Annotated in this window: 20 protein-coding genes; 8 read left to right on the forward strand and 12 right to left on the reverse strand. The window is 66.1% G+C overall.

The features are described from left to right. Positions 1–19: 19 nt before the first annotated feature. The 7 genes from P0D87_RS03545 (at position 20) to rpe (ending at position 7,448) form a co-directional block, all read left to right on the forward strand. A complete protein-coding gene (locus P0D87_RS03545) occupies positions 20–448 on the forward strand; it encodes a ribulose bisphosphate carboxylase small subunit (protein ID WP_006046591.1) in 429 nt (142 codons plus the stop codon). A gap of 3 nt (positions 449–451) precedes the next feature. Beyond that, positions 452–1,426 carry a CbbX protein gene (cbbX, locus tag P0D87_RS03550; protein ID WP_053859334.1) on the forward strand — a complete coding sequence of 325 codons (975 nt, stop codon included), beginning with the start codon at positions 452–454 and terminating at the stop codon, positions 1,424–1,426. Positions 1,427–1,451: 25 nt separating this feature from the next. Continuing rightward, on the forward strand, positions 1,452–2,567 hold the full coding sequence (locus tag P0D87_RS03555) for a class 1 fructose-bisphosphatase (RefSeq protein WP_053859333.1): 1,116 nt from the start codon (positions 1,452–1,454) through the stop codon (positions 2,565–2,567). A 69-nt stretch (positions 2,568–2,636) separates the two neighbouring features. Next, positions 2,637–3,509, forward strand: coding sequence for a phosphoribulokinase (locus tag P0D87_RS03560; protein ID WP_006046594.1), 873 nt, complete (start codon positions 2,637–2,639; stop codon positions 3,507–3,509). A gap of 81 nt (positions 3,510–3,590) precedes the next feature. After that, positions 3,591–5,660 carry a transketolase gene (gene tkt, locus P0D87_RS03565; RefSeq protein ID WP_053859332.1) on the forward strand — a complete coding sequence of 690 codons (2,070 nt, stop codon included), beginning with the start codon at positions 3,591–3,593 and terminating at the stop codon, positions 5,658–5,660. Between the two features lie 21 nt (positions 5,661–5,681). After that, the gene (gene fba, locus P0D87_RS03570; protein WP_171799978.1) at positions 5,682–6,719 is read left to right on the forward strand and encodes a class II fructose-bisphosphate aldolase; all 1,038 of its coding nucleotides are present in this window, start codon (positions 5,682–5,684) and stop codon (positions 6,717–6,719) included. A 15-nt stretch (positions 6,720–6,734) separates the two neighbouring features. Further along, positions 6,735–7,448 (forward strand): ribulose-phosphate 3-epimerase, encoded by a 714-nt coding sequence (gene rpe / locus P0D87_RS03575; protein ID WP_053859330.1) that lies wholly within the window; start codon positions 6,735–6,737, stop codon positions 7,446–7,448. Between the two features lie 47 nt (positions 7,449–7,495). Here the strand turns inward: rpe and P0D87_RS03580 are convergent, their stop codons facing one another. Genes P0D87_RS03580 through P0D87_RS03590 form a run of 3 tightly spaced genes read right to left on the reverse strand, consistent with a single transcriptional unit; the run spans position 7,496 to position 11,637 of the window. After that, positions 7,496–8,878: a DUF6513 domain-containing protein gene (locus P0D87_RS03580; protein ID WP_053859329.1), complete on the reverse strand. Its 1,383-nt coding sequence runs from the start codon at positions 8,876–8,878 to the stop codon at positions 7,496–7,498. Between the two features lie 48 nt (positions 8,879–8,926). Next, positions 8,927–9,505, reverse strand: coding sequence for a flavoprotein (locus P0D87_RS03585; RefSeq protein ID WP_053859328.1), 579 nt, complete (start codon positions 9,503–9,505; stop codon positions 8,927–8,929). Continuing rightward, on the reverse strand, positions 9,502–11,637 hold the full coding sequence (locus P0D87_RS03590; protein WP_053859327.1) for a sigma-54-dependent Fis family transcriptional regulator: 2,136 nt from the start codon (positions 11,635–11,637) through the stop codon (positions 9,502–9,504). Before P0D87_RS03590 ends, P0D87_RS03585 begins: the two co-directional genes overlap by 4 nt. Positions 11,638–12,049: 412 nt before the next feature. Between P0D87_RS03590 and P0D87_RS03595 the strand changes: the two genes are divergently transcribed. Next, positions 12,050–12,610, forward strand: a complete 561-nt coding sequence (locus tag P0D87_RS03595; RefSeq protein WP_053859326.1) for a dihydroneopterin aldolase — start codon at positions 12,050–12,052, stop codon at positions 12,608–12,610. An 88-nt stretch (positions 12,611–12,698) separates the two neighbouring features. Here P0D87_RS03595 and P0D87_RS03600 read toward each other — a convergent pair whose 3' ends face one another. The 9 genes from P0D87_RS03600 to P0D87_RS03640 all read right to left on the reverse strand — a co-directional run bounded on the left by P0D87_RS03600 (position 12,699) and on the right by P0D87_RS03640 (position 21,153). Next, positions 12,699–13,106, reverse strand: a complete 408-nt coding sequence (locus tag P0D87_RS03600) for a hypothetical protein (protein ID WP_053859325.1) — start codon at positions 13,104–13,106, stop codon at positions 12,699–12,701. A 95-nt stretch (positions 13,107–13,201) separates the two neighbouring features. After that, complete coding sequence (gene fae, locus P0D87_RS03605; RefSeq protein WP_006046604.1) at positions 13,202–13,711, reverse strand: formaldehyde-activating enzyme; 510 nt, start codon at positions 13,709–13,711, stop codon at positions 13,202–13,204. Positions 13,712–13,859: 148 nt separating this feature from the next. Next, positions 13,860–14,903: a triphosphoribosyl-dephospho-CoA synthase gene (locus P0D87_RS03610; RefSeq protein ID WP_321175864.1), complete on the reverse strand. Its 1,044-nt coding sequence runs from the start codon at positions 14,901–14,903 to the stop codon at positions 13,860–13,862. Further along, entirely contained in the window at positions 14,887–15,963 is a 1,077-nt protein-coding gene (locus P0D87_RS03615) for an ATP-grasp domain-containing protein (protein WP_053859324.1), read from the reverse strand. The genes P0D87_RS03610 and P0D87_RS03615 overlap by 17 nt, the downstream gene beginning before the upstream one ends. Beyond that, positions 15,960–17,009 carry a methenyltetrahydromethanopterin cyclohydrolase gene (gene mch, locus P0D87_RS03620; protein WP_006046607.1) on the reverse strand — a complete coding sequence of 350 codons (1,050 nt, stop codon included), beginning with the start codon at positions 17,007–17,009 and terminating at the stop codon, positions 15,960–15,962. Before mch ends, P0D87_RS03615 begins: the two co-directional genes overlap by 4 nt. Then, positions 16,972–18,201, reverse strand: a complete 1,230-nt coding sequence (locus P0D87_RS03625; protein ID WP_053859323.1) for an ATP-grasp domain-containing protein — start codon at positions 18,199–18,201, stop codon at positions 16,972–16,974. Before P0D87_RS03625 ends, mch begins: the two co-directional genes overlap by 38 nt. A 99-nt stretch (positions 18,202–18,300) precedes the next feature. Further along, complete coding sequence (locus P0D87_RS03630; protein WP_006046609.1) at positions 18,301–19,242, reverse strand: NAD(P)-dependent methylenetetrahydromethanopterin dehydrogenase; 942 nt, start codon at positions 19,240–19,242, stop codon at positions 18,301–18,303. A gap of 285 nt (positions 19,243–19,527) precedes the next feature. Continuing rightward, entirely contained in the window at positions 19,528–20,556 is a 1,029-nt protein-coding gene (locus tag P0D87_RS03635) for a beta-ribofuranosylaminobenzene 5'-phosphate synthase family protein (RefSeq protein WP_053859322.1), read from the reverse strand. A gap of 180 nt (positions 20,557–20,736) precedes the next feature. Continuing rightward, positions 20,737–21,153, reverse strand: a complete 417-nt coding sequence (locus P0D87_RS03640) for a 4a-hydroxytetrahydrobiopterin dehydratase (RefSeq protein ID WP_053859321.1) — start codon at positions 21,151–21,153, stop codon at positions 20,737–20,739. Between the last annotated feature and the right edge of the window lie 198 nt (positions 21,154–21,351).

Consider the following 21,351-nt stretch of genomic DNA (forward strand, 5'->3'; position numbering starts at 1 on the left):
ATCAATCGCGAGGTACGTCATGCGTATTACACAGGGCACGTTCTCCTTCCTGCCTGAATTGACCGACGAGGAAATCGGCTTGCAGATCGACTATGCATTGAGCCAGGGCTGGGCCTGTTCCGTCGAATTCACCGACGACCCGCATCCGCGCAATACGTATTGGGAAATGTGGGGTCTGCCGATGTTCGACCTGCACGATGCAGCCGGCGTGCTGCAGGAAGTAAAAGCGTGCCGCGCGGCAAGGCCCGATCATTACATCAAGGTCAATGCGTTCGATTCGGTGCGCGGCTTCGAAACGATGCGCCTGTCGTTCATCGTCAATCGTCCCGATCATGAGCCGGGCTTCCGTCTGACGCGTCAGGACGGGCCAGGACGCTTGCAACACTACGGCCTTGCAGGCTATGCGAGCGACCGGCCTTCGGGCGAACGCTACGGCACGGAGCATTGACACATGAACCTCGCGCTGCCGCCCCATATCGATCTCGCCGCGCTGTATCGCGACTCGGGCATCGGCGATGTGCTCGCGGAACTCGACCGCGATCTCGTCGGGCTCGTGCCGGTCAAGACGCGCATCCGCGAGATTGCCGCGCATCTGCTGGTCGAGCGTGCGCGCGAATCGCTCGGTCTCGCGAGCGGCGCGCCGACGCTGCACATGTGTTTCTCGGGCAATCCGGGCACCGGCAAAACCACGGTCGCGCTGCGCATGGCCGAGGTCTTGCACCGGCTCGGCTACATTCGCCGCAATCATCTCGTGTCGGTCACGCGCGACGATCTGGTCGGCCAGTACATCGGCCACACCGCGCCAAAAACGCGCGATGTGCTGAAGCGCGCGATGGGCGGCGTGCTGTTCATTGACGAAGCGTATTACCTGTACCGTCCCGAGAACGAACGCGACTACGGTCAGGAAGCCATAGAAATCCTGCTGCAAACGATGGAAAACCAGCGCGACGATCTCGTCGTGATCCTCGCCGGTTACGCGTCGCGGATGGAAGTGTTCTTCGAGAGCAATCCGGGTTTTCGCTCGCGCATCGCGCATCACATCACGTTTCCCGATTACGGCGACGCGGAATTGCTCGACATTGCCGAGCGCATGCTCGCGACGATGCATTACCGCTTCGACACGGATTCGCGGCGCGCTTTCGCGGACTACCTCGCATTGCGCACGCGTCAGCCGAATTTTGCCAATGCGCGCTCGGTGCGCAATGCGCTCGACCGCTCGCGGCTGCGCCAGGCCAATCGTCTTTTCGCGAGAGCGATCGACGGCGGCGCGCCAATCGACGCAGCCGCGTTGACGCTGATCGCAGCCGGGGACATTCGCGCGAGCCGCGTGTTCGCCGAAGCGTCCGCCCATGCGTCGAACGCAGATACGCCCGACGCGCCGGATGCGCCCGAAGCGCACCACACCGCCCCCGCGCCGCCAGGCTGAAACAGAACAACCTCAGGAGATCGCCATGCAAGACGGACGCACGACCCTTTCGAAGTTTCTGATCGACACGCTCGACCGCCAGCCTTGCGCGGCCGGAACCGCGCAAAACGCGGGACTTTCCGCGCTGCTGATCGACGTGGCCGCGGCCATCAAGTCGATTTCGGCGATGCTCACCAAGGGCGCGCTCGGCGGGCATTACGGCTCGGCGCACAGCGTCAACACGCATGGCGAGGAGCAGAAGAAACTCGACGTCGCCACCAACGAAGTCTTCGTGCAGCACTGCGAGTGGGACGGTCTCCTCGCGGCCATGGCGTCCGAGGAAATGGAGCGCGTCTACACGATTCCGCAGCACTATCCGCGCGGCGACTATCTGCTCGCATTCGATCCGCTCGACGGCTCGTCGAACATCGACATCAACGGCGTAGTCGGGTCGATCTTCTCGGTGCTGCGTCATGTGGACGATCGTCCCGCCGACGCCAAAGAACCCGTGGGCGAATCCGCTTTTCTGCGGCCGGGCCGCGAGCAGGTCGCGGCGGGCTATGCGATCTACGGCCCCTCGACGATGCTCGTGCTGTCGGTCGGCAACGGCACGCATGGCTTCACGCTGGAACGCGACATCGGCAATTTCGTACTCACGCATTCGAACATCCGCATTCCCGCCGAGACGGCGGAGTTCGCGATCAACGCATCGAACGAACGCTTCTGGGAGCCGCCGGTGCGCCGCTATGTGCAGGAGTGCAAGGACGGACGCACCGGCTGCCGGACCGAGGACTTCAACATGCGCTGGATCGCCTCGATGGTCGCAGAAGTGCATCGCATCCTGATGCGCGGCGGCGTGTTCATGTATCCGCGCGACTCGAAAACGCCCGGCATGCACGGGCGCCTGCGGCTTCTGTACGAAGCGAATCCGATGAGCTTTCTGGTCGAGCAGGCGGGCGGTCTTTCGATTACAGGCCGCGAACGCATTCTCGACGTCGTGCCGCACACATTGCATGGCCGCGTGCCCGTGATTCTCGGCTCGCGCAACGAAGTCGAGCGCATTGGCCGCTATCACGGCGAGTACGACCGTGGCGAGGACCAGCCGTTCACGTCGCCGCTCTTCGGCCGACGCTCGCTGTTTCTGCCGGGCTTCACCGCCTGATTGCGGGCAATGCAGGCTCGCACTGACGCAGAGCGGCCGAACACAACACTACTATCCGGAGACAAGCGCATGTCAATCAAACACCCGATCATCGCGGTGACCGGTTCGAGCGGCGCCGGCACGACAACCGTGATGAAGAGCTTTGCCCATATTTTCAGGCGCGAAAAGATCAACGCGCAGATCGTGGAAGGCGACGCGTTTCACCGCTACGACCGCAACGGCATGCGTGAAGCAATGAAACAGCACGAGCGCGACGGCGTGCCGAACTTCAGCCACTTTGGACCGCAAGCGAATCTGCTGGAAGAACTCGAAGCGCTCTTCGCGAGCTACGGAGAGACCGGCACCGGCAAGTTTCGTCATTACGTGCACGACGAAACGGAGACGCGTCTCTACAAGCAGGATGCCGGCACGTTCACGCCGTGGGAAGACGTGCAGCCCGACACTGACCTGATGTTCTACGAAGGTCTGCACGGCGCGGCGGTGACCGACCACATCGACATCGCGCGGCATGCGGATCTGCTGATTGGCGTGGTGCCGACTATCAACCTCGAATGGATTCAGAAACTGCATCGCGATCAGACCATGCGCGGCTACTCGCATGAAGCGGTCGTCGATACGATCTTGCGGCGCATGCCCGACTACGTGAACTACATCTGCCCGCAGTTTTCCCGCACGCATGTCAATTTCCAGCGCGTGCCGACCGTGGATACGTCGAACCCATTCATTGCGCGCGAGATTCCGCAGCCCGACGAGAGCTTTGTCGTGATCCGCTTCGCGCGGCCCAAAGGCATCGACTTCCAGTATCTGCTGACGATGTTGCACGACTCGTTCATGTCGCGGCCGAATGTGATCGTCGTGCCGGGCGGCAAGATGGGCCTCGCCATGCAACTGATCTTCACGCCGATGATTCTGCAACTGATCGACCGGCGCTCGCGAGCATAAGCCGTAGCCGCGGCCGTAACCGCGGCCCCGCCGCAAAGACCCGACGCGAAACACCGGCTTGCTGTTCCAAGGAGACATTCGATGAGCGCCGTCGCAGAATCGCTTGCATTACCTGAAACCCGCCTGATGGCCGACGCGCTGCGCATGCTCGCCATCGACGCTGTCGAAGCGGCGAAGTCGGGTCACCCCGGCATGCCGCTCGGCATGGCCGAGATCGCCGTTGCGTTGTGGGACCGGCATCTGAAACACAATCCGCGCAATCCGGCATGGCCCGACCGCGACCGCTTCGTGCTGTCAAACGGACATGGTTCGATGCTGTTGTACGGGCTGCTGCATCTCACCGGCTACGATCTGCCGATAGACGAACTGAAACGCTTTCGTCAATTGCACAGCAAAACGCCGGGGCATCCCGAAGTGGGCGTGACGCCTGGTGTCGAGACCACCACTGGTCCACTTGGCCAGGGCCTCGCCAACGCGGTCGGCATGGCGCTCGCCGAGGCGCTGCTCGCGCGCGAGTTCAACCGGCCCGGCCATACGATTGTCGATCATCGTACCTATGTATTCGCCGGCGACGGCTGCCTGATGGAAGGCATCTCGCACGAAGCGGCATCGCTTGCGGGCACGCTGAAGCTCGACAAGCTCACGGTGCTCTATGACGACAACGGCATCTCCATCGATGGCCATGTCGCGCAGTGGTTCAACGACGACACGCCCGCGCGCATTGCCGCTTACGGCTGGCAGGTGGTGCGCGACGTCGACGGTCACGATGCGGACGCGGTCGACCGCGCGCTGCAAGACGCGCATGCAGCCGGCCGGCCCACGCTGATCTGCTGCCGCACGGTGATCGGCAGAGGCTCGCCTGGCAAAGCGGGCACGCACGATGTGCATGGCGCGCCGCTCGGCGCCGACGAAGTCGCGAATACGCGGCGCGCGCTCGGCTGGCCGTATCCGCCGTTCGTCGTGCCCGAGGAGGCTCGCTCGCAGTGGGATGCGCGCGCTCGCGGCGAGGCGGCCGAAGCCGACTGGAGACGCCGCTTCGAAGCGTATCGCAATCACTATCCGCATGAAGCCGCCGAATTCGAGCGCAGGACGCAAGGCAGGCTGCCCGCGCATTGGCACGATGCCGTTCGCGCGATGCTGCGCGACGCCGACAGCGCGGCGCAAACCATCGCGACGCGCAAGGCTTCGCAGCAGACCATTGCCGTGCTGGCTCGCGCGCTGCCGGAATTGCTCGGCGGCTCGGCGGATCTGACAGGCTCGAATCTGACCAACTGGCAGGCGGCGGTGGACATCCACGCGGACGAAGACGGCCTGCGCGGAGGCAACTATCTGCACTACGGCGTGCGCGAGTTCGGCATGAGCGCGGTGATCAACGGTATCGCGCTGCATCGCGGGCAGATTGCGTTCGGCGGCACGTTTCTCACGTTTTCCGACTACTCGCGCAACGCGCTGCGCATGGCCGCGTTGATGAAGACACGCTCGATATTCGTGTTCACGCACGATTCGATCGGGCTCGGCGAAGACGGGCCGACGCATCAGTCGGTCGAGCACGCGGCGAGCTTGCGGCTCATTCCGGGGCTCGACGTCTGGCGACCGTGCGATACGGTCGAAACCGCGCGCGCGTGGGCCAGCGCGATCGAACGCAATGGGCCGACGTGCCTGCTGCTGAGCCGGCAGAACCTTCCGTTCGTCGCGCGCGGCAGCGAACAGATCGACGCAGTCGAGCGGGGCGGTTATGTGTTGCGCGATTGGCCGGAGGGTAATGCGCAAGCGCGCGTCGTGCTAATTGCTACGGGTTCCGAAGTATCGCTCGCGCTCGATTCGCTCGCGCTGCTCGCCGAAGCGGGCATCGCCGCACGCGTCGTCTCCATGCCGTCGACCAGCGTATTCGACCGGCAGCCGGATGCATGGCGCGAAGCGGTGCTGCCGCCGGGCGTGCCGCGCGTCGCCGTCGAAGCCGGCGTGCGCGCATTCTGGCGGCAGTACGTGGGCCTTGAAGGCGGCGTCGTGGGTATCGACAGCTTCGGCGAATCCGCGCCCGCTGCGGCGCTGTTCGAACATTTCGCGCTGACCGCGCAAGCCGTGGCCGACGAAGCGCGCCGCGTCGTGCAGCGCTTCGCTTCGCACGAGCGGCACAACAGAATCCAATGATTCGTTCCCGAGGAGTTTGCAATGGCCTTCATCGCACTGCGTCAACTACTGGATCACGCGGCCGAACACGGCTACGGCGTGCCCGCGTTCAACGTCAACAACATGGAGCAGATTCACGCGATCATGCAGGCCGCGGAGGAAACCGCGAGCCCGGTGATCCTGCAGGCGTCGGCGGGCGCGCGAAAGTATGCGGGCGAGCCGTATCTGCGTCATCTGGTGCTCGCCGCGCTCGAGGCGCATCCCGACATTCCGCTCGTGCTGCATCAGGATCACGGCGCGAGTCCGGCCGTGTGTCAGCAGGCAATCCGCTCGGGCTTTACATCGGTGATGATGGACGGCTCGCTGCTGCCCGATCAGAAAACGCCCGCCGCGTATGACTACAACGTCGACGTGAGCCGCCGGGTGGTCGAGGCGGCGCATGCGGTCGGCGTTTCCGTTGAAGGGGAACTGGGTTGCTTAGGTTCGCTCGAAACGGGCACGGCCGGCGACGAGGATGGCGTCGGCGCGCAAGGCCAGCTCACGCGCGACACTCTGCTGACCGACCCGAGCGAAGCGCAAATTTTCGTCGATGCAACCGGCGTCGATGCGCTCGCCATCGCAATCGGCACATCGCACGGCGCGTATAAATTCAGCCGCCAGCCCACCGGCGATATTCTCGCGATCGACCGCATCGTGCAGATCCATGAGCGCATTCCGAATACGCATCTCGTGATGCATGGGTCGTCGTCGGTGCCGCAGGAATGGCTTGCGGTGATCCGCGAATATGGCGGCGACATTCCGACAACGTATGGCGTGCCCGTCGAGGAAATTCAGCGCGGCATTGCGCACGGTGTGCGCAAGGTGAATATCGACACCGACATCCGGCTCGCGATGAGCGGCGCGATGCGCAAGTCGATGGCGAACGCGCGCGGCGAATTCGATCCGCGGGCCGCGTTGAAGGCGGCGACGGCGGCGGCGCGCGGCATTTGCGTCGAGCGCTTCGAGGCGTTCGGTTGCGCCGGGCAGGCGCCGCGCATCAAGCCGTTGCCGCTCGAGGCAATGGCGCGCCGTTATCACTGAACGCAAGGAGACATCATGCGTGATTTTCTGATTGCTCCTTCGCTGCTGTCCGCGGATTTTGCGCGTCTCGCCGACGAGATTCGCGACGTCACCGTGGCCGGCGCGGACTGGGTTCATCTCGACGTAATGGACAACCATTACGTGCCGAATCTGACGGTCGGGCCGCTCGTGTGCGCGGCGATCCGGCCGCATACGCGCGTGCCGATCGACGTGCATCTGATGACGATGCCGGTCGATCCGCTTGTCATCGCCTTTGCGGAAGCGGGCGCGAACACGATCAGTTTTCATCCGGAAGCGTCGCTGCATGTGCACCGGACGATCGAACTCATCAAGACGCAGGGCGCGCGCGTCGGACTCGCGCTGAATCCGGCCACGCCGCTCGCGGTGCTCGATCATGTGATCGAACGGCTCGACGTGGTGCTCGTGATGTCCGTGAACCCCGGCTTTGGCGGCCAGGCGTTTATACCCGAGACGCTCGCGAAGTTGCGCATGCTGCGCGAGCGCGTGGACGCGACGATGCAGCGCACGGGTCGTCCGTTGCTGATCGAAGTGGATGGCGGAGTGAAGGCGTCGAACATCGCGCAGATTGCGGCGGCGGGCGCCGATGTGTTCGTGGCCGGTTCGGCGGTGTTCGGCGCGGACGACTATGCGCGGGCGATCAGCGACATGCGCGGCGAACTTGCGCAAGTGAGCGAATCGGACGAAAGGGCTTTGGCGGAAGTGCGCTGAAAGACTCGGGCGGCTGTTCGGTTTGGGAGAAATCGAACCGAATGGCGTCAGCGTTTTTTCATCGTCTCGCCAGGCGCGCACCATGCCGACAGATCCTGTTCCGGCCGCTCGACGGCGCAACCCCAATCGAGCGGCTGGTCCTGATCGAAGCGCTTGCCGAGACGCCACGCAATCTCGGCGCGCGCCAACTGTACGCCCATATAGAACGCGTGGCCGCCGTCGGCTTCGAGGTGCAGGTCGGGATAGAGCGCGAACGGATCGCCGGCTTTGAGATGACCGTCGCGGTTATAGACGTGAATACCTTCGTCGCTGACCTGCACACGAAAGTTAGGATCGCGAACATCGCGCGCGAATTCGTCGATTTCCGCCGCGCTATAGGGGAAAGGGCGCTTTGCGTGAACGGTCGCGAGATCGCCGTTGATGCCTTTGGGCAGCATGTGCGCTTCCCGTGCGGCGTGCATCACGCGGCGCGCAACGTCGGCTTCGCGCACCGCACGCCGCGCATGCAGGCTCACGGACGTGGTGAGCACGGCCCTCACGCGAAGCTCCGCGGCCATGCCGAGCAATACCGCGTTGATGCCGCTCGTGTCCGCTTCGGTCAACTCCGTTACGTTGCCGATGCCCATCATGATGGCCACGTCCGGATAGCGCTCGCGCAGCCTGACATAGCGTGCAATCGACGTCGCGAGACCGAACGGAATCGGATCCAGAATCGGATCGGCGAGAAACGCGCGGCCTCGCGCGGTTAAAAGTTCGATGGCTGCGTCGAGCGAAGCGGGGTCGCCCGGATCGCGCGCGACGAGGATCGGCGTGGACGGCACTTCGTCGGCGATCCATAGCGTGTCGAGGTTCAGGCTCATTAGATAGTCCGCGCCCGCCCGGCCGCCGCGCAGCAACTCGTCGGTGCGCATCGAATCGACGCTCACCCGATAGCCTTCGGCTTTCAAACGGCGCACCGCATCCTCGAGATGCGGAAACGGCGTTTCCGGCAGACAGCCGATGTCGATCACATCCGCCCCCTGCGCCGCGTAGTCGCGTGCGCGCGCGGCGATGCCGTCGAGATCGAGGCGCGGCGCATCGACGATCTCCGCGAAAATCTCGGTCTCGTAGCGCGACAGGTCGACGGGTTTCGCCTCGCGGCCGAAGAATTGCGGCAGGTCTTTCACTTCTTCCGGTCCGCGTTCGAACGGCACGCCGTAGTGTTCGCTCAGCGCGGCGAGATCGCCACGGCAGCGCCCCGGCACGATCACGCGTTGCGCGGCGAGCGGCGCGGGCACGCGTCGGCGGATCATGTCGGCCGTCATCAGCGCCGCAACCTGCAAACCGATTTCGCGGATTTCCCAACTGAACGGCGTCGGCGCCATGCTTTCGAGCACGCGCACGAGGCTCTTTTCGGCGAGCCGGCCTGTCAGGAAGAGGATGTGGTCCATGTCAGTACGCGCCGAGCCGCCGGGCAGGTTTTTAGCGTGAGAATGCTTTCATGCAAGATCGAGCATCGCGACCCGTTGATCCAGCGCCGCCTTCAACTCATCGAGCGAGCGCACCACCGTCGTATATTCGAAGCGCGATAGCCGCTCCACATTGTCGAGCTCGATCGCCCGCGGCCGCAGTTCGACCCATTCGTTAGGGCTTTGCGTGACCACGGTCGGCTCGGTATCGCATGCAAAGACGATGCCCGGAATGCACTGCTTACCCGCCTGAGCGTACATGTTGGTCGGCAGCGTATCGGAGATGCCGAACGCGCACTTGGCCACCGTGTTGCTGGTGGCCGGCGCAATGATCACAGTGTGATACATCCCGTGATACAGCATGCCAACCGGCACGCCGCTCGCGCTCTTGTCGCGGAACACGTTGAAGCGCTCACGCAGTCGCGGCAGCGTCCAGCCGTAGAGCGGCAGCACTTCCTCGGCGGCGGCCGAGAGAAAGAGGTCGGTGCGCGGCAAGGCGAGCGCGAGCTCGATCGACTCCTCGAGCAGATGGCCCGAGCCGGTCACGCACCACGCAAAGCGCGCATCGGGCTTGAAGTCCGCGAGATGACGAGCCGGCGCCTGGCTCATGCGTCATGGGCGCGATGCGCGGCATCGCCCGGCGAGCCTTCGGGCGTGGCCGCATCGGAGGTGAGTTCGTCGGCCGCGTCGTCGGTTTCCAGGCCGTCGCTGCCCGAGCCGTCGTGCGACAGACGGATCTGCAGCCGCCGCATCTTCCGGTACAGCGTATTGCGGCTGATGCCGAGCGCCTTGGCGACGTTGCTCACGTTCCAGCGGTTTTCCTCGAGCATTGCAAGAACCGTCTCGCGTTCGTTCAACTGAATCGCGTTCAGCGCGGAAAGGTCCGGGTCGTCGTCTGCATGCGGGGCGGGCTGCGCCGCCGCCTGTGGCGCGGCGGGCGACGCCACCTCCGGTTCGCGCTGCGTGACTTCGACGGGCAGGTCCTCGCAGCGGATCGGTTGTCCGTCGCACAGCGCGATCGCCATTTGCAATACATGCCGCAACTGGCGGATGTTGCCGGGCCATGCATAGCTCAGCAACGCCTGCTCGGCTTCCCGCGTCAGCTCCGGCGGATCGTCGTCGGTCTCGGCCGCGAGCAGATGATGAATCAGCGGCAGCTTGTCGACGCGCTCCGCGAGCGGCGGCAGATTCAGCTCGACGCCTTTGAGCCGGTAATACAGATCCTCGCGGAATTGCCCGCTGTGCACGAGTTCGAGCAGATTGCGGTGACTCGCGCTGATCAACTGGAAATTGACCTTCACGGTGGTCTCGGCGCCGAGCGGCGTGACCTCGTGTTCTTCTATCACGCGCAGAAGCCGCGCCTGCAACGCAAGCGGCATGTCGCCGATCTCGTCGAGAAAGAGTGTGCCGCCATTGGCCTGCACGATCTTGCCGCGCCGTCCTTCGCGCTGAGCGCCGGTGAACGCGCCGGCCCGATAGCCGAACAGTTCGCTTTCGATCAGGTTCTCCGGCAGCGACGCGCAATTCACCGGGACGAACGGCCCCGACGAATGCGGGCTGATGCTGTGCAGCGCCTGCGCGAAGACTTCCTTGCCGGTTCCGGTTTGTCCTCTGAGGATGATCGGGATCTTGCGTTGCACGACGCGCGCGCCGAGCTGAATCTGCGAGGCCATGCGCGGGTCGCCGAATTCCAGGTGCGCGATTTCGTCGAGCCGCGCCGGCGGCGGCCGCTTGTCCGAAGCGCTCGCGCGCGGCGCCGATCCCGACGCCGATGCCGGACCCGCCACCGCGACGCGCGCGCCGCGGCCCGAGGCGTTTTGCGCGGCCTGTGCGATCAGGAAGAAACGATTGGTCGCGTTGGCGCTGTACACGGTGACCGGATGGAACGAGCCGCGAATGCTGCGCGCGATCATGTCCTCGAGCGATGCATTGAACGCCTCTTCGATGCGCCGTCCGCGCAATTCGCCAAGCGAGCGGAAGCCGAGCTGGAAAAGCGCGCTGCGGTTTGCGGCGAGCACGGTGCTGTCGTCCGCGACCGCGAGCTTGCCGCCGTGCAGCGTGCCGACGAATTCCGGCCGGCTATGAAAGTGGATCATGTTCGCGTGCCGGTAGCGCGCGTCGATCAGACGGTTTTCGATCATCTGCCGCGACATGCCGACGAGCACCAGCGAGTGCTGTTGCAACAGTTTGGAGCGGCTCGTCACGTCGAGCACGCCGGCGATCTCGCCGCTGTCGTCGAAGATCGGCGCGGCGGAGCAGGTGAGCGACGTATAGCGCGGATAGAAATGTTCGTGCTGGCACACCGCGATGCAGTCGCGCTCGGCGAGACACGTGCCCATTCCGTTGGTGCCCGCTTCGCGCTCGCTCCACAGCGCGCCGACGCGAAAGCCGTCCGAAGCGACGGCTTCTGCAAACGGCACCGACGAAACCTGATGCACGATCACGCCGCCCGCGTCGACCAGCACCACCGCGAGTTCGGGGTCGGCCAACTGCTGATAGAGCGTGGTCATTTCCAGCTTCGAACACGCGATCAGATCGCCCATCGCCTCGCGGCGCGAGCTTAGTTCGTACTCCGTCAGGATGGGCGGCGTGACGAAACGGGAAGGATCGAGCTGGAATTCATTGACGCAGCGTGCCCACGATTGAGCGACGGGCTCGCTCGTCGGCCGCGTCGCCAACTGATGATTGACGACGTTGAGAATTTCACGGACGTGCATGGAGCTGTCAGCGAGCAACGACATGGGGTTCGTCTCCGTTGCGGCACATTCATGCGCGCCCTGCGTTGCCCTGCGTATTGCTGTTCGCCTGGACTTCGCGTTGCGCGTCTACGTGTACCGCTTTATCGATAATGTCATCCCCTCGCGCCGCGGCTTCTGGGTCCGTATGCGCAGTGAGTAATTCGCCTGTTACGGGTGCTGCTATGGATGCTGCTACTGGTGCTGCCTGCGACCGTTGTCAGGCGTTGGCTTAAAACTCTACGCCCGATGTCGTTCGTGTTCAATACGAAGTCGCATCAATAGTACAGGCTGCGCCCGCTTTTTGCTTTTAATCAATGCACGCCGCACCGTGCTGCGCGCGCGGCTCATCCTGTACTACTTGCGTTTACCCGGGTTGCGTCATTTAACTTGTTGCCGCTAGGCGGCGGAGTACACCATGGACCGTATCGACATCGCTCGCCTCGCGAGCTTCCCAATCGCCGCCTCGGCCGCTTCGACCGCCGACACCGCCGCGCCGCGCGCGAGCGCGCCGTGGGGCGCGCCTTCCGAAGCGCCGCCGGCGGGACGCATGGACGTCGTGTTCATCGAAAACTTTATCGGTCAGACCATTATAGGAATCGACAGCAGCGAGCTGCACGTGCCGCAACCCGTGCGCATGAATCTGGCGATCGGCGTACCCGCGCTGCGCGCGTGCGCCACCGATCGTATCGAGGACACCATCAACTATGCGGCGGTGCGCGCGGCGTTGCATGCGCTGCTGGAATCGCACGGCGTGCGTCTGCTGGAGGCGCTGGCCGAAGCGGTGGCGCGCCTGCTCATCAACGATTTCGGCGCACACTGGGTACGCGTGGCGCTTGCCAAGCCGGCCAAATTCGACGACGTCGCGGCGGTCGGCGTGCAGATCGAACGGCAGCGCAGCGACATGCCGAAGCCGGCGGCTGCGCAAGGCGGTCTCGCGGATTATGCGTCGCTAGGCGCGGGGCTGATTCCGAATTGACGCGCAGCCGAACCGCATGCAATGGCATGGCCGGTTCGGTAGCGCACACTGTGGCGAACGTGGCGCGGGCCGCGTGCCCGCGATTCTTCTACTTCGAAGCCGCCGTCTTGTCGGTGCTGAGCCCGCAGCTACGATAAGCGTCGGCCTGCAGCGCGCGGAATTTCTTCGTCTGCGCCTTCGCATGGTCGACGCGAAACTCCGCGCCGCCTTCGCCGCCCAGCGACGCATATCGGGAAAACGTGGATTGATCGACGAACTCGTCGTAGGGCAGCGCGGTCGCCATTCTGTCGATCACGCACGAGCATTTGTAGACGTTGGCGAAATCGTGTCCGTTGTCGTCCATGCACGCGAGCACGTATTCGACGCGGCCTGTCGTCGGGTAGTTGTAGCCTCCCGCCGGGCCAGCCGCTTTGGGCGCGTCGCCGTCCGCCCAGGCGAGCGGGGCGGCGAGCGCGATGCAGGCACACGCCGCCAGCGCGCGACATCGTAGGGTCATCTCATGCCTCTTCAAAGCAATTGCACCGTGGCGCACTGCGAAGGTCCGCGCGGCAGCGCTGTGCGGCGGCGTGCGCGCGGACCCCGAGCCATCGATCAGTTGGGTGCAAACGGATGGGCGACGCTGCTCTTCTTCTGTACCACTTCGGCAGCAGTCGGTTCGCCTCTCACCGCGCGCTGGATCGCCTCGCGCGTGGCCTTATAGTTGTACTCCTGAATTTTCTTGTCGTCCTCCGCCTGCCAGTGAATGAAGACGCCGACGCACAGGAACAGGTCGTCGGCTTCGTCGGCCGGGATCGTGCCGTCCTCGACGCTGTCCGCGACGGCGAGCGCGACCGCATGCTGCGCCGGACCGAACATCTGCACGGCCTGCTTCGCGCCCTTGATGGTCACCTTGTTGAAGAGAATCGTGTTCGGCTTGGCGAGCAGATTCGGCGCGACTACCGCGAGCAGCGATGTGAAGCCATCCTTATTGTTGGTGAGCGCATTGCAGAATGCGGTTTCCGCAGCGGAACCTCGCGGTCCCATCAGCAAGTCGATGTGTGCGACCTCGTTGCCGTCGCCGACGAGCGACTCTCCTATCAGGACGCGATTGATCTTGGCCATGCTGTTCCTCCGATGAGTGGAATGGGGGACTTGCCGACTGACTGACACGCCGCCCGCGACGTTCCTGGTCCGCGAACGTCGCGGGCGGCGGTTGATGCACGATGGCATTCACTAACAGGTTCCGTGCCAGAGCGTGGCGGGTTGGCGCTTATGGTGCGCTGTGAGTGCTGCTTGTGTTGTTCTCGTCGTCGAGACATAGGGCGACGAACAGCGTCGCCACGGTCAGGTCCGCGCTCGTGCCGGGGTTGATGGCGGCGGCTTTGAGTTCGGCGTCCCATGCGCGAAGTGGGTCGAATGCAGCGGGCGCTTGGTGTGTTTCGAGCGATGCGCCGGTCGCGCCGAGGCGGGCTTGCGCGAGCGCGCTTCGCCATTGCGCATGCCGTTCGCGTGCCGCAAGCGTGACACTCTGCGCCACGGCCGCGCCGTGCTTACGCACTATGTGCGAGTCGGGCCACGTGCTGAGGAAGGTGAGGAATGTGTTTAGGGTGGCGGCGAGCGTGACCTCACGCGCCGCGTTCAGCGCTTGCTCGCCATAAACTTCCCGCAAAGCGCCAAGCCCCGTTTCGAAGATGTCGCGAAAGCCTTCCGCATACTGACGCGCGATGCTGTCGCGCGCGGCGGCGAGCGCCATCGCGTCGCGCAGGCCGACCGTCGGCGCGTCGTGCACCGATTGCTCAGGCGCGTCGCCGAGACCGCCGGGATTTGCCAGCGCGATCGCACGGTACGCGAGGCGCGCGTCGTCAACGTCGAGCCGCGCGAGGACGCGTTCGGTCGCGGCTTGCCATGCGTGCGCCGACAACGGACGCGCAGTCTGTTCGAGCGCCGCCGCGAGCGGCGCGACCAGCAGCAGGATGCCGAGATTCGTATTGCAGCCGACGGCCGCGCGCGTGCGTGTCACCGCGTCGAGCAGGCGCTGGCCGACCGGCGCACCGCGCGCGAGCAGCGCGTCGGCGGCGGCGTCGGCGCTCGCGAGGAACTGCGCGGCGCTCATGCCGTGTCCTTCGCTGTCCACGCTGACGTTGCCGGGCTTCGGCGTGTCGACGTCGAGGCGGCAGGCGGTCAGGAACGCAGCGCGCACGCGCTCATGCGCCGCAGCGTCGGCATCGCGATGAGCGTCCGGATTCAACCAGCGGCCCGTCGAGCCGCCTGGCTCGTCCGCGCGACCGGATTCCGGCTCAACCATGACGCCCATGCAGCGCCACCACGGCCGCGTCGCCGGTTTCGGCAAGCGCGGACGTGCTGCGCTGCGCCGGCAGCTTGCGAAACAGCAGATCGTCGACGAGCGCAGCCGCAATATCGATCGGCGTCACCGATTGCAGGCCGCGCCACGCCGCCACGCCGTTCACTTCGAGTACGAGCGGCCGGGCGGCGTCGTGCGGATCGGGAATCAGGTCGACGCCCGCATAGTCGAGCCCGAGCGCCTCGGCGGCACGCACGGCGGTTTGCGCGAGCGGTGCATCCAGTTCGGCGGGCTCGCACGTCGCGCCCTGCGCGAAGTTATGAATCCATCCCTTTCCGCCGGTGCGGCGCATCGCCGCCACCGCGCGCGCGCCGATCACCAGCACGCGCCAGTCGAAGCCGGCGCGGCCGCCGTCGATATAACGCTGCAGATACGCGACCTGGCTATAAGGTTTCAGCGAAGGCAGCGGCGCGAGCAGCGCAGACGCCGCGCGGCGCGCGCCCAGCCGCTTGAGCCCATGACCCTGCGAGCCGAACAGCGGCTTGAGCACGACCTGGCGGCCCGCCGCGGCCTCGCGCATCAGCACGCGCTGCGCGAACGCCGCCGATTCGCCCGCCCACGTCGCGGGCGTCGGCACGCCGTGGCGATGCAGCAGGAAGCTCGTCATCGACTTGTCGACGCTGCGTTCGATCGCGCGCGCGTCGTTATAGACCGGCACGCCCGATTCGCGCAGCGCGTGCAGGATGCCGAGCCGCAGCGTGACCTGTTCGAACGTGCCGCCGGCGATGCCGCGCACGAACACCGCATCGGGCAGCGCATGGCCGAAGCCGGGCAGCACGAGCCCGTGCGGTTGCCATGTCGTATCGATCCGGCAGTCGGCGAGATCGACACAGCGCGCCTCGGCGCCGCGCGCGCGAAACGCTTTTTTCAGGCGTCCGGTGTGCCAGCCGGTTTCGTCGGTCATGATCGCGATGCGCAGCGGGGCCGGCGCGGCTGACGTGTTCGTGCCGCCGTCGTCCTTTTCGGCCTTTTCGTCCGCTTTGGGGCATGCGAGCGGCAAGGGCAAGCTCATGGCTTGCCGCTCCATTGAGCGTGCAGCAGGTCCGCGTCGACGCTGCCGCCGTGATACGTCGCGCCGCTTTCCAGGCTGCTGACCCACACCTCGGCGGGAGCGAACAGCGCGGGATCGATCTGATAGAAGTCGTAGTTAAACGACGTGAAGATGTCCGCGAACGGGCGGCCGTGATCGCGCGAGTTCGACGCGGGCAACTCGGCGGCGAGCCGTTTTGCCACCGCATCGTGCCTGACCGTGAGATGCACGCGGCCGCCGTAGAGGATTGCGTCGTTGGTGCGGCCCATCGCCTGAACGCCGTCGGGCGCGGGCGGCGGCAACGGCGCGGAGCCGCCGGCTTCGACCACTTCGTCGAGCGCGACGCCGAGCACGTGCGTCTTGTGCAGCGCAACTTCGACGACGCGCGCCACCACCTGCACCGTTCCCGCGACAGAGTGTGTCGGCGTGGTGACAAGCGTGAGCCGCTCGGGCGCGAGACCGCAGTCGGCGAGCACCTTGTCGATGATCACCTGCGGCGGCAGACGGTCCACTTCCAGCACCAGTGCGCCCCGGTCGTGATGGTCGCGATAGCCGAGTTCCGCGAAGAGCGGTTCCTTGACGGCAAGCGCGCGCGCCGGGCCGGAGCCGAGCGAGAAGAACTTCTTGCCGCCGGTCTGCTCCTTGGTGGCGGCGAGGCTCCATCCCGCGTATTGGCTGCCGAGGCAGGCGAGCACGGGCCATGAGGTGCGCACTTCGATCGTGCTCGGCCACAGCGGCCTTGCGTCCAGGCTCTCGCGCACGGTCACGTGGCCGAGGCCGCCCATGCAGATGCGCGCGATCAGCACGCCCGCCGCGACGCTGCCCGGCGCGGCCACGCCCGCGTCGACGAGCACGGTGCCGTTCTCCGTGCGGCTGACGGCGGCGCCGAAGCGCGGCGCATCGTCGACGAGACGCGCGACGAGGCGTTCGCTGAGGGCGTTGACGCTGAGCGCGGCTGCCAGCGCGGCTGCCAGCGGTGGACGGTTATCGTCAGGTGTGGCAGTGGAGGATGGCACGGTCGGGCTCATGGAAGGGCTCATGGCAGGTTTCGATTCGTTCAAGAACCAGCGTGTGCTGCGCGTCGAGCGCGTGCCGAACCGCGTCCACGGACGCTGCGCGCACGAGCAGCGTGCAGACCGGCTGGCCGGCTTCGAGCCGCGTGCCGGGCATCGGCACGTCGCGGCAGCGCGGATCGCGCAGGCAGGCGTCGCTGAATGCCTCGGACGCCGTGAACGGATGCGGCGCGAACAGCACCTGCTGGCCGGCGCAGCAGGCCGCGCGCGCGGGCTCGGCGGGCAGGCGGCCGAGGCGGCACGCGTCGATATGACAGGTGAGCAGCCCGCGCGGCCAGGCTTCGGGCGACGCGGTTTCGTAGAGCGTCATCGTCGACGACGGACGCGTGTTGATCTCGAGCACTTCGAACGACTCGCCGTCGAGCAAAAAGTCGCAACTGTTGATGCCGACGAGTCCGACTCGGGCGCACAGTGCGGCGATCGCCGCGCGCACCCGCATTTCGACGGCCGGCGGCAAGCCGATCGGACCGATGGAGCCGGCATGCACGAAGGGCAGCGTGCCCATCCTGCACGTGAGTTGTTGCGCGAAGCCGATCACGCGAGCGCCGCCGCGCGCGGCGACGAAGAGCGCCGACATCGGGCGGCCGCGGCTTTGGCGTTGGAAGTAAGCTTGCGGCGGAGTGTCGTGGGTGAGCGGGTCGCGCGCCGCAACCGCCGCAAGCGGCTCCACATGCGTCCCGCCGCAGCCATCCGCGCGTTTCATCAACCAGCCGTGCGCCTCCCGAGGTCGCGTGAACGCAACCTGCGGATGCGGAATCTCCAGCTCGTCGAGCAGCGCAAAAAAGCGCCGCGGATCGCGCACCTGAGCGCTGGCGTCGACGGAATTGCCGATGAAGCGCGGCAGACCCGGCGTGCTGCACAACTGCGCGATGAACGGCTCGAGTCCGCTTCCGTCGATCCAGCCGATCAGGCCCGGCAAGCGCGCGCTGCGGGCGAGCGCGTCCGTGAGCCGCGCGACGTCGATCGACAACGGGCCGCCGCCGATGTCGAACCACAGATCCGACGCCTCGCGCGTGTCGCGGTCGCCGAACAGGTCGAGCGCGACGACGCGCAGGCCCGCGCGCGCCGCGGACTGCGCGAGCATGCGCGCAGACAGCCCAGCCACCGCGACAAACGGCGCACGCGCCGAAGACGTACGCGCCGTCATGGCCGCTCCCGCAACGGCGCGACGCCGCGGTTGTGGTTGTGGTCGTTGTCGTGGTCCGTCAGGCGTGACATGCCAAGATCCTGTCGCACGGCGCGCCGCTCAACCGAGTCCGGCCGCGACGGCGCGGGCCTCGTCGAACGCCTGCGGAAAACTCAAATACACGGGCTTGCCGCCCGTGCGCATCCGCGTGAAGAGCCGGTGCTCGACCTGATACTTGACGTTGCCGATCGCGAGCGCGCCGATGCCGATCGCGCCGCCCGCAGTCGGCACGCCGTCGATCGGCTTGCCGTCGTTCATCACGTTCACGCCGGCAATGCCTTCGGGCGGCACGGCGTTGACATCGGCGGCGATCAGCAGGTGGCGCGCGTGGGCGAGGTCGTCGCGGCTCACCACCTGCACGCCGGCGACAGCCGTCGCCAGTACGATCTCGGCCTCGCCGAGCGCGGCGCGCAGTTCGTCGGACGTCGCCGTGCCCACGCCTTTCGTCACGATCTGGAAGCGCTGATTGAGCTCGTCGCTCACCCGCGTGGCGCGCGCCGCGTCGGTGTGGCTGGCGATGCAAACGTCGGCGCCCAGCGACGCCGCCATCGCCGCCGCCACGCGCCCGACCGCGCCGGTGCCGCCGAGAATCAGCACGCGCTTGCCGCCCAGTTCCATGCCGTACGCCTTCGCGAGATGCCGCTCGGCGAGCGCGACGAGCGCGGCGGCGGTCGTGTACGCGCCGCTCGGGTCGGCGAACACCGACACCTCGAACGGCGGCACCATTGCCCGGCGCGCGCTGTCGAGCATGTCGGCGGCGAGCATCACGTCGCGTCCGCCGATGAAGATGCCGGTGCGCGCGACGCCTTTCGGCCCGCGCGAAAAGATCGCGTCCTGCGTAAGGTTCGCCACCATCCCCGCGTCGACGTTGCAGTACGGCACGATGATCTGGTAGCCGGCATCGGCGGCCATGTTCACGTCGAAGGGGCTCATCTGCGGCGTGGCCGTCAGCATGTGCAGGATGTACGGCCGTTCGGCGGGTTTTTCAGTGGTGTCGGACATGGCAGGGGGCTCGTTTCAATGGCGATGTCGTGGATTGCGCAAGGGAAGGGCCGAGAGAAGCCGCGCTCCCGTCGAGGTGACGCAAAAGGCGCGGGCTGGTACGCCATGCTGTTTGCGCGAGTCGCATGTCGTGGCGCGCGTCGCGCTGGTGACGTTGATGGCGTTCATGACGTCCGGGAGTTCGTGACGTGCGTCGCGTCGCGCGCGGTGCTGCGGCATCGCCGGCACGCGCGGACCGTTCGTGAACCGCCCGGTGCACGAATCGCGGCGCGGAGTAAAAGCACTTCATGCTGCGCCGATGCGGTGATGCTGCCGCGCCTCGCTCGAGCGCACGGTGGCGCCGCGATTGCGTCCGCCGACGATCGTGCATTCGATCTGCGGCATGCCGCGCGTCGCTTCGCGCGCGGTGGCGAGCGCGGCTTCGGCGTCGCGCGCGCTGCCGACGATCGCGAAACCCGTCGGACCCCATGAACTCTGGCCGATGCCCGCGGTGCGTTGCGCGGCCACCGCGCGCAGCGCGCGCTCGACGCCGGGGCTCGTGAACACGCCGCCCTGCACGGGCGCGAAATATTCGCCGATGGTCTGCTGCATCTCCGTCAGGCCGTGCGCGAACGGCACGATGTTGCGTTCGGCGGCGCCCGGCAGGATTTTCATCAGCACGAGGTGGCACAGATGCGCGGCGAGTCGCTGCGGAAACGGCGCGAGCGCCGCGAGGCCGCGCCGTTCTTCGGGGCCGTGCAGACCTTCTCGCGCGGTGTCGCTGACGAGCAGCACGCGCCAGTTCTCGGGAAACGGCTGGCGTGCAAGCAGCGGCGGCACGCCCGGCCGCAAATCGCCGGACGGCCCGCCGTCGACCAGCAGGCCGCCGGAATCGAAGCCGAGCACGCCGATTCCCGAACGCGCGCCACGGCCGAGCAGGCTCGCCAGTTCGGATGTCGTCGCCAGATGGCCGAGCAGCCGCACGAACGCCATGCCGACCGCAAGCGCGAGTTGCGTGCCGGAGCCGAGGCCGGTGTGCGCGCGCGGCATCTGCGTGACCTGGATCGCGACCGGCGTGGGGTCGAACGCGGCATGCAGCCGTTCGAGACAGATGGCGATGCGCTCGCGCTCCGCGTCCGATAGCGCGCCGCTAATGCTGTCGCGCTCGGCGAAGCGCGCTTCGATGCGAGTGCCGCCGCCATCGATCATCAGTCCGACGCTGCCGAACGCGCGCCCGAGCGACGCGTTCGGATCGAGAAAGCCCAGATGCAGCCGCGCGGGGGCGTCGACCGTCACGGTGGCGTCAGGCGAAAGGCGGCGAACGTGAAGCTGCATCGCGAGTGTCCTTGTTCATGCGTGACCCGATGGCGCTCGAGCGGGAGGAATCGTCACGCGGCCATTGGTGTGGCCGTGACTGTGACTGTGGCCACGAGCGCGGCCATGAGCGCCACGGCGCGACGCTCGGCGCAGGACGTCAAGCGAAAGGCGTACCAGGCTGCCGCGCGATGCGTCGCGTCAACCGCCTTCCGATGTTTCCGGCGCCTGCGATGGCTTCGGCGCGTCGTACTTGATATAGCGGAAGCGCTGGTCGTCGGTGGGCGTGCCTTCCAGTGGCCCGCCTTCGCTGGCCGGCTGCCACTGGATGAACGACTCGATCTTGCCGGCGAGCGCGAAGTCCTTGTCGGTGATGCCCTTCGCCGAATGCGTCTTGAGCTTCACGATCACGAATGCATAGGAGACCGTCAGATCCGGGTGATGCCAGGCGGCCTCCGCGAGATGACCCACCGCGTTTACCACCATCAGCGTTCCCTTCCAGCCTTCGGTGCGGTATTTGCGCCGCAACCAGCCGTCCTCGACATACCAGTGCTGTAGCGGACCGACGAGACGTTGCTGGATCTCGTCGTCGGAATAGACCTTTTCTGTGCTTGCCATGATCGCTGCTCCGCAAATGTTGGATCGCAATGTTGAATCGATCGCTCGGCCTCATGTTGCGCTGCAATTGATGCGCCATGCGACTGGCGGATGGCCCGACGCATCGCGCGAACCGCTTCGCATGCAGCCTGCCTCGCGACGGACACGCTTCGTATCGGGCCATGACACAGTATGTCCCACATGCCGCGCATCGGTGGT

It is taken from the genome of Paraburkholderia sp. RL17-368-BIF-A (assembly GCF_046054045.1).
GTDB classification, from domain to species: Bacteria; Pseudomonadota; Gammaproteobacteria; order Burkholderiales; family Burkholderiaceae; genus Paraburkholderia; species Paraburkholderia graminis.

Bases quoted from the DNA above. Each gene is read 5' to 3' on its own strand.
- P0D87_RS03615 (WP_053859324.1), bottom strand. From the start codon at position 15,963: ATGAGCTTGCCCTTGCCGCTCGCATGCCCCAAAGCGGACGAAAAGGCC.
- P0D87_RS03555 (WP_053859333.1), top strand. From the start codon at position 1,452: ATGCAAGACGGACGCACGACCCTTTCGAAGTTTCTGATCGACACGCTC.
- tkt (WP_053859332.1), top strand. From the start codon at position 3,591: ATGAGCGCCGTCGCAGAATCGCTTGCATTACCTGAAACCCGCCTGATG.
- rpe (WP_053859330.1), top strand. From the start codon at position 6,735: ATGCGTGATTTTCTGATTGCTCCTTCGCTGCTGTCCGCGGATTTTGCG.
- fae (WP_006046604.1), bottom strand. From the start codon at position 13,711: ATGGCCAAGATCAATCGCGTCCTGATAGGAGAGTCGCTCGTCGGCGAC.
- mch (WP_006046607.1), bottom strand. From the start codon at position 17,009: ATGAGCCCGACCGTGCCATCCTCCACTGCCACACCTGACGATAACCGT.
- P0D87_RS03580 (WP_053859329.1), bottom strand. From the start codon at position 8,878: ATGGACCACATCCTCTTCCTGACAGGCCGGCTCGCCGAAAAGAGCCTC.
- P0D87_RS03595 (WP_053859326.1), top strand. From the start codon at position 12,050: ATGGACCGTATCGACATCGCTCGCCTCGCGAGCTTCCCAATCGCCGCC.
- P0D87_RS03630 (WP_006046609.1), bottom strand. From the start codon at position 19,242: ATGTCCGACACCACTGAAAAACCCGCCGAACGGCCGTACATCCTGCAC.
- fba (WP_171799978.1), top strand. From the start codon at position 5,682: ATGGCCTTCATCGCACTGCGTCAACTACTGGATCACGCGGCCGAACAC.
- P0D87_RS03635 (WP_053859322.1), bottom strand. From the start codon at position 20,556: ATGCAGCTTCACGTTCGCCGCCTTTCGCCTGACGCCACCGTGACGGTC.
- P0D87_RS03590 (WP_053859327.1), bottom strand. From the start codon at position 11,637: ATGTCGTTGCTCGCTGACAGCTCCATGCACGTCCGTGAAATTCTCAAC.
- P0D87_RS03585 (WP_053859328.1), bottom strand. From the start codon at position 9,505: ATGAGCCAGGCGCCGGCTCGTCATCTCGCGGACTTCAAGCCCGATGCG.
- P0D87_RS03625 (WP_053859323.1), bottom strand. From the start codon at position 18,201: ATGACGGCGCGTACGTCTTCGGCGCGTGCGCCGTTTGTCGCGGTGGCT.
- P0D87_RS03640 (WP_053859321.1), bottom strand. From the start codon at position 21,153: ATGGCAAGCACAGAAAAGGTCTATTCCGACGACGAGATCCAGCAACGT.
- cbbX (WP_053859334.1), top strand. From the start codon at position 452: ATGAACCTCGCGCTGCCGCCCCATATCGATCTCGCCGCGCTGTATCGC.
- P0D87_RS03600 (WP_053859325.1), bottom strand. From the start codon at position 13,106: ATGACCCTACGATGTCGCGCGCTGGCGGCGTGTGCCTGCATCGCGCTC.
- P0D87_RS03545 (WP_006046591.1), top strand. From the start codon at position 20: ATGCGTATTACACAGGGCACGTTCTCCTTCCTGCCTGAATTGACCGAC.
- P0D87_RS03610 (WP_321175864.1), bottom strand. From the start codon at position 14,903: ATGGGCGTCATGGTTGAGCCGGAATCCGGTCGCGCGGACGAGCCAGGC.
- P0D87_RS03560 (WP_006046594.1), top strand. From the start codon at position 2,637: ATGTCAATCAAACACCCGATCATCGCGGTGACCGGTTCGAGCGGCGCC.